The sequence below is a fragment of the Enterobacter sp. BIDMC 26 genome, assembly GCF_000534435.1.
GTDB lineage: Bacteria > Pseudomonadota > Gammaproteobacteria > Enterobacterales > Enterobacteriaceae > Enterobacter > Enterobacter ludwigii.
This window is the reverse complement of the sequence record NZ_KI973182.1, coordinates 2,482,088-2,497,765: the sequence shown is the minus strand read 5'-3', so window position 1 is coordinate 2,497,765 and position 15,678 is coordinate 2,482,088. Positions and strand designations below refer to the sequence as shown.

The 15,678-nt window shown below is 53.9% G+C and carries 15 protein-coding genes and 1 tRNA gene; 12 read left to right on the top strand and 4 right to left on the bottom strand.

The annotated features are described in order from the left end of the window. Positions 1–46 precede the first annotated feature (46 nt). The gene (locus L462_RS11670; RefSeq protein ID WP_032678624.1) at positions 47–1,438 is read left to right on the top strand and encodes a VasL domain-containing protein; all 1,392 of its coding nucleotides are present in this window, start codon (positions 47–49) and stop codon (positions 1,436–1,438) included. Positions 1,439–1,746: 308 nt separating this feature from the next. On the opposite strand, the gene L462_RS11675 is transcribed toward L462_RS11670, so the two are convergent. Then, a tRNA-Arg gene (locus tag L462_RS11675) sits at positions 1,747–1,821 on the bottom strand. A 75-nt stretch (positions 1,822–1,896) separates the two neighbouring features. Continuing rightward, positions 1,897–2,826, bottom strand: coding sequence for a formate/nitrite transporter family protein (locus L462_RS11680; RefSeq protein ID WP_020883107.1), 930 nt, complete (start codon positions 2,824–2,826; stop codon positions 1,897–1,899). 315 nt (positions 2,827–3,141) lie between these two features. Between L462_RS11680 and mlaA the strand changes: the two genes are divergently transcribed. Further along, positions 3,142–3,894: a phospholipid-binding lipoprotein MlaA gene (mlaA, locus tag L462_RS11685; protein WP_020883108.1), complete on the top strand. Its 753-nt coding sequence runs from the start codon at positions 3,142–3,144 to the stop codon at positions 3,892–3,894. Between the two features lie 63 nt (positions 3,895–3,957). Here mlaA and fadL read toward each other — a convergent pair whose 3' ends face one another. After that, complete coding sequence (gene fadL, locus L462_RS11690; RefSeq protein WP_020883109.1) at positions 3,958–5,286, bottom strand: long-chain fatty acid transporter FadL; 1,329 nt, start codon at positions 5,284–5,286, stop codon at positions 3,958–3,960. Between the two features lie 372 nt (positions 5,287–5,658). Here fadL and L462_RS11695 point away from each other — a divergent pair, with 372 nt between their 5' ends. From L462_RS11695 to sixA, 4 genes are all read left to right on the top strand, one after another. After that, the gene (locus tag L462_RS11695; protein ID WP_014171053.1) at positions 5,659–5,943 is read left to right on the top strand and encodes a YfcZ/YiiS family protein; all 285 of its coding nucleotides are present in this window, start codon (positions 5,659–5,661) and stop codon (positions 5,941–5,943) included. A 239-nt stretch (positions 5,944–6,182) separates the two neighbouring features. Next, positions 6,183–7,493 (top strand): acetyl-CoA C-acyltransferase FadI, encoded by a 1,311-nt coding sequence (gene fadI / locus L462_RS11700; protein WP_032678623.1) that lies wholly within the window; start codon positions 6,183–6,185, stop codon positions 7,491–7,493. Further along, positions 7,493–9,640, top strand: a complete 2,148-nt coding sequence (gene fadJ / locus L462_RS11705; protein WP_032678622.1) for a fatty acid oxidation complex subunit alpha FadJ — start codon at positions 7,493–7,495, stop codon at positions 9,638–9,640. Before fadI ends, fadJ begins: the two co-directional genes overlap by 1 nt. A gap of 209 nt (positions 9,641–9,849) precedes the next feature. After that, the gene (gene sixA / locus L462_RS11710; protein WP_014171048.1) at positions 9,850–10,335 is read left to right on the top strand and encodes a phosphohistidine phosphatase SixA; all 486 of its coding nucleotides are present in this window, start codon (positions 9,850–9,852) and stop codon (positions 10,333–10,335) included. Between the two features lie 48 nt (positions 10,336–10,383). Here the strand turns inward: sixA and smrB are convergent, their stop codons facing one another. Next, complete coding sequence (smrB, locus tag L462_RS11715) at positions 10,384–10,935, bottom strand: endonuclease SmrB (protein WP_014171047.1); 552 nt, start codon at positions 10,933–10,935, stop codon at positions 10,384–10,386. Positions 10,936–11,080: 145 nt separating this feature from the next. Between smrB and prmB the strand changes: the two genes are divergently transcribed. The 6 genes from prmB to L462_RS11745 are packed head-to-tail and all read left to right on the top strand — an operon-like array spanning position 11,081 to position 15,632. After that, positions 11,081–12,013 (top strand): 50S ribosomal protein L3 N(5)-glutamine methyltransferase, encoded by a 933-nt coding sequence (gene prmB, locus L462_RS11720; protein WP_014171046.1) that lies wholly within the window; start codon positions 11,081–11,083, stop codon positions 12,011–12,013. A 60-nt stretch (positions 12,014–12,073) separates the two neighbouring features. Then, on the top strand, positions 12,074–13,159 hold the full coding sequence (aroC, locus tag L462_RS11725; protein WP_025203566.1) for a chorismate synthase: 1,086 nt from the start codon (positions 12,074–12,076) through the stop codon (positions 13,157–13,159). 2 nt (positions 13,160–13,161) lie between these two features. Further along, positions 13,162–13,986, top strand: a complete 825-nt coding sequence (gene mepA / locus L462_RS11730) for a penicillin-insensitive murein endopeptidase (RefSeq protein ID WP_014171044.1) — start codon at positions 13,162–13,164, stop codon at positions 13,984–13,986. Continuing rightward, the gene (locus tag L462_RS11735; protein WP_014171043.1) at positions 13,986–14,795 is read left to right on the top strand and encodes a sulfite exporter TauE/SafE family protein; all 810 of its coding nucleotides are present in this window, start codon (positions 13,986–13,988) and stop codon (positions 14,793–14,795) included. Before mepA ends, L462_RS11735 begins: the two co-directional genes overlap by 1 nt. Then, entirely contained in the window at positions 14,795–15,340 is a 546-nt protein-coding gene (locus L462_RS11740) for an elongation factor P hydroxylase (protein WP_020883114.1), read from the top strand. The genes L462_RS11735 and L462_RS11740 overlap by 1 nt, the downstream gene beginning before the upstream one ends. Positions 15,341–15,353: 13 nt before the next feature. Continuing rightward, entirely contained in the window at positions 15,354–15,632 is a 279-nt protein-coding gene (locus tag L462_RS11745) for a YfcL family protein (protein WP_020883115.1), read from the top strand. The last annotated feature ends 46 nt before the right edge of the window (positions 15,633–15,678 follow it).

Genomic DNA, 15,678 nt, shown 5'->3' with positions numbered 1-15,678 from the left:
ATAACCTTCTATAGCTCCTCCTTATATGTCAAATGGACAACTGGTCATGCATGACATCACTCCACGTAAACTAAAAACCGGTGGCGATCCGCGCACGCTAGCGGATTATGCCACCCTGCGTGATGAACTGAGTAAGCTGACACATCCGGCTCGTCCGGATGTGAACTGGCATTATGTCGAAAAACTCTGCCTTTCACTGTTTGAGCAAAACGGTGTGGAGTTACAGACGGCGGCTTGGTACACGCTGGCACGGACGCAGCTGGCCGGCTTATTCGGCCTCAATGAAGGCCTGGCGATACTGGATGCGCTGATAAGCCATCAGTGGGGGACACTGTGGCCGCAGCCGGTACATGCCCGCATGGAAATCCTCAGCAGTCTGAACCAGCGTCTTCAGCAGCGGATGCGCTCGCTCCCGCTCAATTACAGCGATCTCAGACAACTGTATCGGGCTGAGCAACTGCTTGGCAGTCTGGGGGAGGTACTTCAACGTCTGGAGCTTAAGCATCTGAGCCAGCTCGATACGTTGCGTTCCCTGATGCACAACAGCGCTGTCCGGCTGGAAAACAGCAACGATACAACCGGTACCGGGTCGAATATTCAGTCTGGGATTGTCCTGCCTGCCACCGTAAAGAATGGTGCAGTAATATCAACAGGCTCTCATACCGGTAGTCTCTCTGAAGAGACCCCAGCGCCAGACAGCCCAGTGAAGTGGGTATTCGTTGCACAGCCAGAACACCACCCAAATGTGGAAGTACTGACGGCAATGCCCACTCAGGTAAAAAAGTGGAAATCCTTCGCTGCCGGAATGTGTACCATGCTGATAATAAGTACGAGCGCAGTGTGGAGCTGGCAATTTCTTCACCGGCCAGACCCGCTACAGACTCAGCTTGCTGCCTCACTGGCTCCGTTACCTGCACCTCTCGCGCCTGAAAAACTGGATATGTTGCGTCAACAATCTCCGTCATCACAAACAATGATAGAACAAACACAGCAGCAGCTTGCCCGACTGGATAAATTGCCTCCTGACTGGAGTATTACTTACAGCCGAAAACTTACAGAACAGGCTCAGGTGCTGTGGCCGGAGCAAGCAAAACCCCTGATACAACAGTGGCAGCAACACCTTAATGCTGCCGCATTACCGGTAGAACAGCTCAATGGCTGGTATAAGGGAATGTCAACGCTACAAAAATTGAGTGACCGGCTGAACGGGCTTGATGAGCAGAAAGGCAAATACATGACGGTCAGTGAACTGAAGTCCGTTGTATTTTCCGTCCGGCAGTCTTTTAACCAGTCCATTCCGGCTGAAGAGCAACTGCGTATCTTGTCCGAAAATCCTCCTGGTGTACCTTTACCTGCAGCTGCGAGGTCTCAGCTGGAGATGCATCTGAAACAACTGGCAGCCCGATACGCTGAAATAAAACGGAATTCACCAGAGTAAAATGGTGCTAAAAATTTTATGAAATTCAGTCTGTTACCGAGATGGGTGAGTGACCAGAGCGGACTTCAGATGCGGTAGGGGTGATGGTGGAGACGTCTGGAGTGCAAAGTGGTCGTATCTGACGCGATGAGCAACTTGATATTCTTAAAGCGGACTATCCCTGAGTAGGCACAGCTGTAACCATCAGGATCAAAAGAGCGATTGAAAAAGCGCGAAGTCGGTTGAGATCGGGTAGCAAGAGGAGAGAGTGTATCACTGTTTATAAGGGAGTTTTCTTGAGTCTGGTAGACATCAGGAGAGGGGGTACATGGTGTCCCCTGCAGGAATCGAACCTGCAACTAGCCCTTAGGAGGGGCTCGTTATATCCATTTAACTAAGGGGACAAGGCGGCACGAGTATAGCCTCATTTACACTTTGCGTTAAGCTCATCGCCGCCTGACTGCTCAAAGAGTCACCATTCAGGTCGATTTTTTTGCAGATTTATCATCGTTTTCCCGCGCTTTCTGTTCGGCCTTGCGCTTATTAGACATGTCGTTACGGATTTGCGCATGGCTTAACAGTGCGAAGATAAACGTTCCGCCGCAGATATTGCCTGCCAGCGTCGGCAGGGCGAACGGCCAGAAAAAATCGCTCCAGTGAAGCGTACCATTAAAGACCAGATAGAGGATTTCAACAGTTCCGACCACGATGTGCGTGGTGTCAGCCAGCGCTATCAACCAGGTCATTAATATGATCACGACAATTTTGGCACTGCCCGCGGAAGGAAACATCCACACCATGGTCGCGATTATCCAGCCGGAGATGATGGCATTCGAGAACATTTCGAACGGCGTGTTTTTCATTACGTCCATACCGATTTTCACGAAGGCATCCCGGGTGGGCTCATCGAATATCGGCATATATTCAAATGCCCATGCCGCCACGCCTGTACCGATGATATTCCCCAGCAGCACCACGCTCCATAAACGCATCAGTAAACCGAAATTACCGAGGGTAGGGTTTTGCATCACCGGGAGAACGGCAGTAACGGTGTTTTCAGTAAACAGCTGCTGGCGCGCCATAATGACAATCACAAAGCCAAAGGTGTAGCCGAGATTTTCAAGTAAAAATCCACCGGGTACCCCTTCCAGTTGCACATGAAATATGCCCTTGGCGAGGAGTGAGGCGCCCATCGACAAGCCTGCCGCGATGGCCGACCAAAACAGAGCCATGGCATCACGCTCCATCTCTTTTTCGCCATCCTGTCGGATATGTTCATGGATCGCCATCGCACGGGAAGGAAGGCGATCTTCATTGATTTCTATCTCCTCACCGCGCTCTTTTTCCTCGCTTTCAATTTCAATTTCCTCATTACTCTCGCCAATTTTTTCTTCGCCCACTTCTTTCATAGCCACTCCAACACGATGATCTTTCTATAAAGCGTAGCGGCTTTTAATGAAATGCCCGTGGGGATGCTCTTAAATTGGCGGCAATGGCAACAAAGGCGATACATCTCATTAAAAGACATTATAAAATTGCCAGCGAAACGAATTCTAAAAGCCAGGCTATGCTGAGATCAGAGTGACGGTGGTTACTGCCCGTAATTGTGCTCGTAGACATCGGTAAACGTGCTGTTACAATCACTTGCACGTTTACAGGCGGAGCAACCCATGCTCCGTTACGGATGGCAATCAACGATAGCCATACTGAACAGGGAGATATTTATGAAACTTCGGCTGTCGGCGCTTGCGCTGGGCGCGACGATGCTTGTGGGCTGCGCCAGCTCTGGAGAGCAAACGGGACGCTCCGATCCTCTCGAAGGATTTAACCGCTCAATGTACAGCTTCAACTACAACGTGCTGGACCCGTATGTGGTTCGCCCGGTGGCAGTTGCATGGCGTGATTATGTTCCACAACCTGCGCGTAACGGGTTGAGTAACTTCACCAGTAACCTGGAAGAACCTGCGGTGATGGTGAACTACTTCCTGCAGGGCGATCCGTATCAGGGTATGGTGCACTTTACCCGCTTCTTCCTGAACTCATTGCTGGGGATGGGGGGATTCATCGATGTTGCCGGTATGGCGAACCCGAAACTTCAGCGTGAGCAGCCGCACCGTTTCGGCAGTACGATGGGGCATTATGGCGTGGGTTATGGTCCGTATGTTCATCTGCCATTCTACGGCAGTTTCACCGTACGTGATGACGGCGGCGACATGGTGGATACGCTGTATCCGGTTCTGTCGTGGCTGACCTGGCCGCTGTCGGTAGGAAAATGGACGGTGGAAGGGATCGAGACGCGTGCGCAACTGCTTGATTCGGACGGTCTGCTACGTCAGTCTTCTGACCCGTATATTATGGTCCGCGAAGCTTACTTCCAGAATCACGACTTTATTGCCAATGGCGGCAAGCTGAAGCCGGAAGAGAATCCGAACGCGAAAGCAATCGAGAACGAATTAAAAGATATCGACTCGGAATAAAGATATCGACCCGGAATAAAGAAAAAAGGTGAGCCATGCTCACCTTTTTTAATCCCTGCGCGATTAGAACGCGTAGTTGAAGTTCATGCCATACAGCCAGGCTTTACCTTCAGAAGAGAACTCATACGGCCCCTCCTTAAAGTTAACTTTTTGACCGTGCATGTAAGAGATGCCCGCATCGATAGAAGCATCTTTATTGAAGGCATAGGTTGCACCTGCGCTCAGCCAGAAGCGGTCCTGGTCTGGAATGGAGATGGAACGCTTGTCAGCCGGTACCGGACTATCATCGAAGGCAATACCGGTACGGAATGTCCAGTTGTCATCCATATAGTAGGTGGTACCCAGCGCGATACGGTAGGCATCACGGAAGCTTTCATCTTTATAGAAGAGCGTGTCACCATTGCTGTTGGTCGCTTTCAGCTCCTGGAACTGACTCCAGCTGGTGTAGGTCAGGCTATAGTGAACCGCCCACTGCGGTGCCACTTTGTTATAACCCGACAGTTCCCACATTTCTGGCAAGTGCAGGCTCAGAGAACCGCCAGTGGTACGGCCGTCGGTGCCCATTGGCAGGCCGAAGCTACCCAGAATCTGGTTATAGGCTGAAGGCAGGCTGCTCTTATAATCGCCATCGAAGTCAATTTTCACTTCGGAACGGTAGGTTAAACCGTAGCGGTTATTTTTATCGATTTCATAAAGGATACCGGCGTTCCAGCCGAAGCCCCATTCGTCACCCTTAAGGTAAGCAATCTGGGTATCTGCCGGAATACCTGCAACCTGCTGTGCCAGACCCGGAATCGGCGGCAGAGCGCCTGAGCCAGCAACGACTTTACCCAGATCACCCGCGTAGCGCTCGATCTTCGCTTTAGCATAAACCGCATCAAAGCCGACGCCGAAGCTCCAGTGGTTGTCCAGACGGTAAGCACCGCTCAGGTTCAGGTTCAGGGTTTCAAGGTCGGTTTTACCGCCATACGCCCCTGCGGCGTAGTTATTATTAAACTCGGTAGCCAGACCGTAGTTAGACGTCACGGAAGCGCCCCAGCCGAACTGGTCATTAATTGGCGCAACGAAGTGGAGGTTTGGCACCCAGGCTGTTGGCGCGATGTTGTCTGCCTTCAGGCTGGCGCCTGTTGGAGAGCGGCCCGAGATATCAACACCCGGATCAACAAAGATTGCACCAGCAGAGAAGGTCGGACGATCGAACATCATGATCAGTGCAGGGTTACGACTCGCGTTGCCCGCATCATCAGCAATTGCGCCTTCCCCGGAATACGCACGGCCAAGGCCAGAGGAAGAAAATTCGTTTAACTGAAAGCCCGCGGACCAGGCGGACGTAGAGACGATTGCCACTGCGACTGCCAGCGCAGTCTTTTTGAACAGGGTTTTCTGGCTCATGACCATAACCTCATTGAGTTATTTTTATTCAATAATTGTTACATACCGTAACAGGAGCGCGAAGTGTAGGGTCTGAGGTATGACATACAAATCAGACCAGTGGCGAGAGTATAGGTCTGACCAGCCAGAATGTTGCAAGTTTGTTTATTAATATTTTCAAACATGTTTCTTGAAACGAGATCTGGTTGGCAAAATTGTGACCATTGCGAATCGTCTGAAAGGGTGATTTTTGCTCTAGATCATTTTTTAGTGTGATATTGGTCACTTATCCGCTTTTGCGCCATTAACGGCTGGAGAGAGCCAGCCCCAGGGCGTAAAATAGCAGCATCGTGTTTATCTCGCGCCTTGCGCGAATACAGAGGAAATTGAGCTATGAGTAAATGCAGTGCTGATGAAACCCCGGTTTGCTGCTGTATGGATGTTGGTACCATCATGGACAACTCCGATTGCACCGCCTCTTACAGCCGTGTATTCAGCAACCGCGCCGAGGCGGAAGAAACCCTGGCCGCGCTGAGCAAACGTGCACGTGAAGTCGAATCCGATCCGTGCGAAATCAAATCCACCTTTACTGACGTGGACGGCGGTGTAAAGCTGGATATCGACTTTGTGTTCGCCTGCGAGGCGGAAACGCTAATTTTCCAGTTGGGTCTGCGCTAACCTCAACGGCGTAATGCCCTCATCCTGGCCCCTCTCTCACAGAAGAGGGTGCACACTAAAACGGTAACCTTCGGGTTACCGTTTTGCTTTTGTTTTCGCAGAGACATTTTCTTTTTCTTCTCTGTGCCTTAGCTCGCACTTTTTCGTTTCCCTGATTGGCTGAATGTAAAAAAATGGTTAAGACTGTTATCAGGTCAGACCACTTTATGTTTGAGTAAAAAATTTTACAGGGGAAGGTTATGAGTCAGGCGTTACCGCTTATTACCCGTCAGGGCGATCGCATTGCCATTGTCAGTGGATTACGTACGCCATTTGCACGTCAGGCGACAGCGTTTCATGGCATACCGGCTGTCGATCTGGGGAAAATGGTGGTGGGGGAGATGCTGGCTCGCAGCGAAATTCCGCCTGAGGTCATCGAGCAGCTGGTTTTTGGCCAGGTTGTGCAGATGCCTGAAGCACCCAATATTGCGCGCGAAATCGTCCTCGGTACGGGGATGAATGTCCACACTGATGCCTACAGCGTCAGCCGGGCATGTGCTACCAGTTTCCAGGCGGTGGCTAACGTGGCTGAAAGCCTGATGGCAGGTACCATTCGTGCTGGGATCGCCGGCGGGGCGGACTCCTCTTCGGTTCTGCCGATTGGGGTCAGTAAAAAGCTGGCCCGGATCCTGGTTGACGCCAACAAAGCCCGTACCGTCGGTCAGAAACTCAAACTTTTCTCACGCTTACGCCTGCGTGACCTCATGCCTGTACCGCCCGCAGTGGCGGAGTATTCCACCGGTTTGAGAATGGGCGATACCGCCGAGCAGATGGCAAAAACTTACGGGATCACCCGTGAGCAGCAGGATGCGCTGGCTCATCGCTCACATCAGCTGGCGGCGAAAGCCTGGTCGGAAGGCAAACTGGCTGATGAAGTCATGACGGCGTACATCCCGCCATACCGTGAACCGCTCTCAGAAGATAACAATATTCGCGGCAGCTCGACGATGGCGGATTACGCCAGGCTCCGTCCGGCATTTGACCGCAAACACGGTACCGTCACGGCCGCCAACAGTACTCCGCTGACGGACGGTGCCGCCGCGGTGATCCTGATGACGGAATCCCGTGCCAAAGAGCTGGGCATAAAACCGCTGGGCTACCTGCGCAGCTACGCCTTCACGGCGATAGATGTGTGGCAGGACATGTTGTTAGGGCCGGCGTGGTCCACACCGCTGGCGCTGGAACGCGCGGGACTTACCCTCGCGGATTTAACCCTCATTGATATGCACGAAGCCTTTGCTGCACAAACCCTGGCAAACATACAACTGCTGGCGAGTGAGCGTTTCGCGCGCGATGTTCTTGGCCGGGCGCATGCCACTGGCGAAGTGGATCAGAGCAAATTTAACGTCCTGGGTGGCTCCATCGCCTACGGTCATCCATTTGCGGCGACGGGGGCGAGGATGATCACTCAGACATTACATGAGTTACGTCGCCGGGGCGGTGGTTTTGGTCTCGTAACCGCCTGCGCAGCGGGTGGTCTGGGCGCGGCAATGGTTCTGGAGGCTGAATAATGGATATGCCATCTGCATTTAATCTGACGGTACGCCTCGATAACGTCGCCGTTATTACTATCGATGTTCCCAACGAGAAGATGAACACCCTGAAAGCCGAGTTCGGCGTTCAGGTGCGCGCGATGCTAAAGCAGATCCGTGAGAACAAAGCGATTCGCGGCCTGGTGTTTATCTCGGCGAAACCGGACAACTTTATTGCCGGAGCCGATATCAACATGATTGCCCGGGCGCAAAGCGCACAGGAAGCCGAAGAGCTGGCGCGTCAGGGACAACAGGTTATGGCGGAGATCCATGCGCTGTCTATCCCGGTCATCGCGGCGATCCACGGTGCCTGTCTGGGCGGTGGGCTGGAGCTGGCGTTGGCCTGTCACAGCCGCATTTGTACCGACGATGCGAAAACCGTTCTGGGCCTGCCTGAAGTACAGTTAGGCCTCCTGCCAGGCTCCGGCGGGACGCAGCGTCTGCCGCGTCTGGTTGGGGTCAGCACTGCGCTGGAAATGATATTAACCGGCAAACAACTGCGTGCCCGTCAGGCGCTGAAAGCCGGCCTGGTCGACGAGGTGGTTCCTCACGCCATTTTGCTTGAGGCGGCGGTTGAACTGGCGCTCAAAGGACGGCAGGCAAAACGTCCTCTGCCGGTGCGTGAGCGCGTGCTGGCCGGGCCACTGGGCCGCACACTCCTGTTCAGCATGGCGGGCAAGAAAACCGAACAAAAAACCAAAGGCAACTACCCGGCGGCGAAACGTATCCTTGAGGTTATTGAAGTGGGCTTATCTCAGGGCAGCAGCAGCGGCTATGCCGCAGAAGCAAAAGCCTTTGGTGAGCTGGCGATGACGCCGCAGTCTCAGGCGCTGCGTAACATCTTTTTTGCCAGTACAGAGGTAAAAAAAGACCCCGGCAGCGAGGCGCAACCTGCACCGCTGCATGCCATTGGCGTACTGGGTGGCGGGCTGATGGGGGGCGGAATATCTTTTGTTACCGCCAGCAAAGGCAAATTGCCTGTACGTATCAAAGACATCAATGCGAAAGGAATCAATCACGCGCTGCAGTACAGCTGGCAGAACCTTGATCAAAAGGTTAAACGCCGCCATATCAAGGCCAATGGGCGTGATAAAACCCTGGCACTGATCTCCGGCACGACAGACTACAGCGGTTTTGCCCATCGCGATCTGGTGATTGAAGCGGTGTTTGAAGACCTGGCGCTTAAGCAGCAGATGGTGGCTGACGTTGAGCAACATTGCGCACCCCATACCATTTTTGCGTCGAACACCTCGTCATTGCCCATTGGTGATATTGCGGCCAGAGCCCAGCGTCCGGAGCAGGTGATTGGCCTGCACTATTTCAGTCCGGTTGAAAAAATGCCGCTGGTGGAGGTTATCCCGCACGCCAGCACCAGCCCGCAAACCGTTGCTACCGTGGTTAAACTGGCCAAAATGCAGGGGAAAACACCGATAGTGGTGGCGGACAAAGCCGGCTTTTACGTTAACCGCATTCTGGCGCCTTATATAAATGAAGCGATGCGGCTGCTGACGGAAGGGGAGAAGATCGAACACGTCGACGAGGCGCTGGTGAAGTTTGGGTTCCCCGTTGGCCCAATCCAACTTTTGGATGAGGTGGGAATCGACACCGGCACTAAAATTATACCTGTGCTGGAAGATGCTTATGGAGATCGTTTTAGCCCGCCTGCAAACATTGTTTCTGCAATTTTGAAGGACGATCGCAAAGGCAGAAAAAATGAACGCGGTTTCTATCTTTACGGCGCGAAAGGGCGTAAAAGCAAGAAACAGGTCGACCCTTCGGTTTATGGGCTTATTCCGACAACCGGTCAGGGAAAACTGTCACCCGTTCAATGTGCTGAACGCTGTGTGATGATGATGCTTAATGAAGCGGCACGCTGCTTTGGTGAGCAGGTGATTAAAAGCGCGCGCGATGGTGACATCGGTGCGGTATTTGGTATTGGTTTCCCGCCGTTCCTCGGCGGCCCGTTCCGTTACATGGACACTCTCGGTGCGGGTGAAGTGGTTGCAATCCTGCAACGTCTGGCCTCGCAATACGGTCCGCGGTTTACACCGTGTGACGAATTATTGCAGATGGCGGAACGGGGCCAGACATTTTGGCCTTCAAGGGAAACTGTCCTCGTAAGTTGAGGTCAAAAAAGGGTAAATCCTGAAGTGTATGAACCTGTTTTGGCGATTTTGTAAACAGAGATTGACTATACTTACGCCATTGAGGTAAAAAACAGCGTTTCATTCACCGAATGGATCAGGCACAATGCCCGACCATCGGGTTTTCTACCTCGGAGCGGTAATCGCGGGTAGTCAACGCCGGTGATTCTGGTTAACAAAAGCGGTGCAATATGCAAGTTTTTATCATGCGTCACGGCGACGCGGCACTCGATGCCGCCAGTGACTCAGTACGTCCTTTGACCGTCTGTGGCTGCGACGAATCTCGTCTGATGGCGACCTGGCTTAAAGGTCAAAAAGTGGACATCGAACGCGTTCTGGTGAGTCCGTTCCTGCGTGCAGAACAGACGCTGGAAGTGGTGGGGGAGTGTATGAACCTGCCAGCCAGTGTGGATGTTCTCCCGGAACTCACCCCGTGCGGTGATGTCGGCCTTGTCAGCGCTTATCTTCAGGCGCTGTGCAATGAAGGTGTCGCTTCCGCGCTGGTCATTTCCCACCTGCCACTCGTTGGCTATCTGGTATCTGAGCTGTGCCCGGGCGAGACGCCGCCGATGTTCACGACTTCCGCCATTGCCAACGTCGCTCTCGACGAAACGGGCAAAGGGGTCTTCAACTGGCAAATGAGTCCGTGCAATCTGAAGATGGCAAAAGCTATCTGATGTGACGTGCGATATGGCGGGGAGCAGAATATGCCTCCCGCCGTCCTGTCAGGGTAATTCTGGCGGCTGCCACTCTTCTACTTCAATCAACACCAGTAATGCGGCATCTCCGCCGTACTCTTTGGGTGCCTGATGAAACGCCATCACGTGGGGATGCTGAGCCAGCCATAGCGGTGTTTGCTGCTTCAGAATATGTTTGCCGTGGCCGTGCATCACGCAGGCGCAGAAAACATGTTCGCGACGACAGGCGGCAATTAACGCTCCCAGCTCCTGCTTCGCCTGCATCTGCGTCAAACCGTGCAGATCAAGAAACAGTTCGGGCGAGTAATCCCCCCGGCGTAATTTTTTCAGCTCAAAGTGGCTGACATCTTCCCGTACGTACTTCACCGCGCCCTGCGTATTGAGCAGCGGCTGAAATTCATCTGAAAAATAGTGGCTATTATCCGCCTGCTCCTGGAGCAATCGCTTGACCGGGACTTCCGTGATTTTTTTGCGCATCGGACGGTGGACAATGATGTCCTGCTTGATTTGACGCGTCCCGGTCATCAGCTGACGGAAGAGCGCCTGATCCTCCTCGCTAAGGGATGTTTTCTTTTTCATGGGTCATTCTCATCTCGTATTTCCGACAGTGTACCCGACTAAACGCATTTTTTAACCTCAAGCGCGACGCGTCATTGCTGATTTATCGCCGTCTTCATGGCAAACTAGCCGCCGAAAATTATGCGAGCATGCCCTGGAGGAAAGAGTGGATAAAATTTTTGTCGATGAAGCAGTAAACGAGCTGCATACCATACAGGACATGTTGCGCTGGTCGGTTAGCCGCTTCAGCGCCGCAAATATCTGGTACGGGCACGGTACCGATAACCCGTGGGATGAGGCCGTTCAACTGGTGCTGCCGTCCCTCTACCTGCCGCTCGATATTCCGGAAGACATGCGTACCGCACGCCTGACCTCCAGCGAAAAGCACCGTATCGTGGAGCGTGTTATCCGCCGCGTTAACGAGCGCATTCCGGTTGCCTATCTGACCAACAAAGCCTGGTTCTGTGGTCACGAGTTCTATGTTGATGAACGCGTTCTGGTGCCGCGCTCGCCGATTGGCGAACTGATCAACAACCACTTTGAAGGCCTGATTAACCATCAGCCAGAGCATATCCTTGATATGTGTACCGGCAGCGGCTGTATCGCGATTGCCTGTGCGTACGCCTTCCCGGAAGCGGAAGTGGATGCCGTGGATATCTCCACCGATGCGCTGGCTGTGACCGAGCACAATATTGAAGAACACGGTCTGATCCATCACGTTACGCCAATCCGCTCCGATCTGTTCCGCGATCTGCCAACGCTGCAGTACGATCTGATCGTCACCAACCCGCCGTATGTTGATGCGGAAGACATGTCCGATCTGCCAAACGAATATCGCCACGAGCCGGAGCTGGGTCTGGCGTCAGGCTCTGATGGCCTGAAGCTTACCCGTCGCATTCTGGCCTGCGCGCCGGATTATCTGACCGACGACGGTGTTCTGATTTGTGAAGTGGGCAACAGCATGGTACATCTGATAGAGCAGTACCCGGATGTGCCGTTCACCTGGCTTGAGTTCGATAACGGCGGTGACGGCGTCTTTATGCTGACCAAAGCGCAGCTGCTTGACGCGCGCGAATACTTCAGCATTTACAAAGATTAATCCAGCGGGCTTCGGCCCGTTTCACAACGCTCAAACACAAATAACGACATCGGAGCCGTGATGGCAGGAAACAGTATTGGACAATTATTCCGGGTGACCACCTTTGGTGAATCGCACGGGCTGGCACTGGGCTGTATCGTTGACGGCGTACCGCCAGGCATCGAACTGACCGAAGCTGATTTACAGCACGACCTCGACCGTCGTCGTCCGGGGACTTCTCGCTACACCACGCAGCGTCGCGAGCCGGACCAGGTCAAAATTCTTTCCGGCGTTTTCGAAGGCCGCACCACCGGCACCAGCATCGGGCTGCTGATTGAAAATACCGATCAGCGCTCGCAGGATTACGGCGCCATCAAAGATGTGTTCCGTCCTGGACACGCCGATTACACCTACGAACAAAAGTATGGCTTCCGTGATTATCGCGGCGGCGGACGTTCGTCTGCCCGTGAAACCGCGATGCGCGTTGCGGCAGGGGCTATCGCCAAAAAATACCTGCAGCAGAAATTTGGCATTGTGATCCGCGGCTGTCTGACCCAGATGGGCGATATTCCACTGGCTATCAAAGACTGGGATCTGGTCGAGCAAAATCCGTTCTTCTGTGCCGATGCAGATAAGCTGGAAGCGCTGGACGAACTGATGCGTGGCCTGAAAAAAGAGGGCGACTCCATTGGTGCCAAAGTCACCGTCGTGGCTGATGGCGTACCGCCAGGCTGGGGTGAACCGGTATTTGACCGTCTGGATGCGGACATCGCTCACGCACTGATGAGCATCAACGCGGTGAAGGGCGTAGAAATTGGCGACGGTTTTGACGTCGTTGCGCTGCGGGGCAGCCAGAACCGCGACGAAATCACCAAAGACGGTTTCCAGAGCAACCACGCGGGCGGCATCCTCGGCGGTATCAGCAGCGGTCAGCAGATTATTGCCAATATTGCGCTGAAACCGACTTCCAGCATTACCGTGCCAGGCCACACGATTAACCGCTCTGGCGAAGAAGTTGAGATGATCACTAAAGGACGTCACGATCCCTGTGTGGGGATCCGTGCGGTGCCGATCGCAGAAGCGATGCTGGCGATCGTACTGATGGATCACTTCCTGCGCCAGCGCGCGCAGAATGCGGATGTGACGACCACCATTCCACGCTGGTAAACATGAAAAAAACCGTCATTGCTCTGCTGGCACTGCTTGCCAGTGGAGCCAGTCTGGCCGCGACGCCATGGCAGAAAATCACCCATCCTGTGGCGGGCAGCGCGCAGTCTATTGGCGCGTTCTCGAACGGCTGTATCGTTGGGGCACAGGAACTTCCGCTGCAGTCCGATACCTATCAGGTGATGCGTACCGACCAGCGTCGTTATTTTGGCCACCCGGATCTGGTGCTGTTTATCCAGCGTCTGGGAAACCAGGTGCATAACCTGGGGCTGGGCACGATGCTGATTGGCGATATGGGGATGCCTGCCGGCGGTCGGTTCAACGGCGGACACGCCAGTCACCAGACCGGTCTCGATGTCGATATCTTCCTGCAACTGCCGAAAGCGCGCTGGAGTTCAGCCCAGTTGCTGAAACCGCAGGCGCTGGATCTGGTGGCGCGCGACGGTAAAAACGTCGTGCCATCGTTGTGGACGCAGGACGTCTTCAGCATGATTAAGCTGGCGGCGAAAGATAACGATGTCACGCGGATTTTCGTGAACCCGGCCATCAAGCAGCAGCTCTGCCTGGATGCCGGCACCGATCGCGACTGGCTGCGTAAAGTGCGCCCGTGGTTCCAGCATCGTGCACATATGCACGTTCGTCTGCGCTGCCCGGCAAACAGCCTGGAATGTGAAGATCAGCCGTTACCCCCGCCAGGCGATGGCTGTGGTGCGGAACTGCAGAGCTGGTTTGAGCCGGCAAAACCTGGAACCTCTAAGCCTGAGAAGAAGACACCGCCTCCGTTGCCGCCTTCCTGCCAGGCGCTACTGGATGAGCATGTACTTTAATGGATAATTTCGTCGAACTGTTTATGGTGTCGCCGCTTCTGTTGGTGGTGCTTTTCTTTGTGGCGATGCTGGCCGGGTTTATTGATGCTCTGGCGGGCGGCGGTGGTTTGTTAACCGTACCGGCGCTGCTGGCCGCGGGCATGAGCCCGGCACAGGCGCTCGCCACTAACAAGCTTCAGGCGTGCGGCGGCTCGCTCTCCGCGTCGCTCTATTTTATTCGCCGTAAGGTCGTCAGTCTGGCTGACCAGAAGCTCAATATCCTGATGACCTTTATTGGTTCGACCTCGGGTGCACTGCTGGTTCAGCATGTACAGTCCGATATTCTGCGCCAGATCCTCCCCATTCTGGTTATCTGCATCGGTCTCTACTTTTTGTTGATGCCAAAGCTCGGGGAAGAAGACCGGCAGCGACGTCTGCATGGCCTGCCGTTCGCTCTTATCGCGGGTGGCTGCGTCGGGTTTTACGATGGCTTCTTTGGCCCCGGAGCAGGCTCGTTCTATGCCCTTGCGTTCGTGACGCTGGCCGGCTTTAATCTCGCTAAATCCACCGCCCACGCCAAAGTGCTCAATGCGACGTCAAACGTCGGCGGCCTGCTGCTGTTTATCATTGGTGGCAAAGTTATCTGGGCAACCGGATTTGTGATGATGGCAGGGCAGTTTTTAGGCGCACGCGCGGGCTCGCGTCTGGTATTAAGCAAAGGACAGAAGCTCATTCGCCCGATGATTGTTGTCGTCTCAGCGGTCATGAGTGCCAAACTGCTTTATGACAGCCATGGACAAGAGATCCTCACCTGGCTGGGAATGAATTAATGAACACAACCCATAAATACGAACAGCTGATTGAGATTTTTGATGGCTGTTTTGCTGATGATTTTAATACCCGTCTGATTAAAGGCGACGACGAACCGATCTATCTTCCTGCTGATGCGGACGTGCCGTATAACCGTATCGTGTTCGCGCACGGCTTTTACGCCAGCGGGTTACACGAGATTTCGCACTGGTGTATAGCGGGGAAAGCGCGTCGTGAGCAGGTGGACTTCGGCTACTGGTATTGTCCGGACGGCCGTGACGCCGCCACGCAGAGCCAGTTTGAAGATGTGGAGGTGAAACCGCAGGCGCTGGAATGGTTATTCTGTGTGGCGGCAGGTTTCCCGTTCAACGTCAGCTGTGACAACCTCGAAGGAGAGGTCGAGCCAGACCGTATTGTCTTCCAGCGCCGCGTTCATGCGCAGGTGATGGAGTATCTTGAGAAAGGCATCCCGGAACGTCCGGCGCGCCTGATCGAGGCCTTACAGAATTATTACCACACGCCGGAGATCACGGCGGAATGCTTCCCTTGGCCGGAAGATCTTTAACAGAGGAAAGAAGATGATCGCAGAATTTGAATCACGCATTCTGGCGTTAATTGATGACATGGTGGAACACGCCAGTGATGATGAGCTGTTCGCCAGCGGTTATCTGCGTGGTCACCTGACGCTGGCTGTCGCTGAGCTGGAAGCAGGGGACGATCACTCTGCCGAGGCCATTCATGATGAAGTGAGCCGCAGCCTGGAGAAAGCGATCCAGGCAGGGGAACTCTCTCCGCGTGACCAGTCATTAGTGCTGGGTATGTGGGACACCCTGTTCCAGCAGGCAAAAGCCAGGTAGTCATTTCTCCTCCCTCTCCCGGTGGGAGAGGGAGGGCATTAGCCCG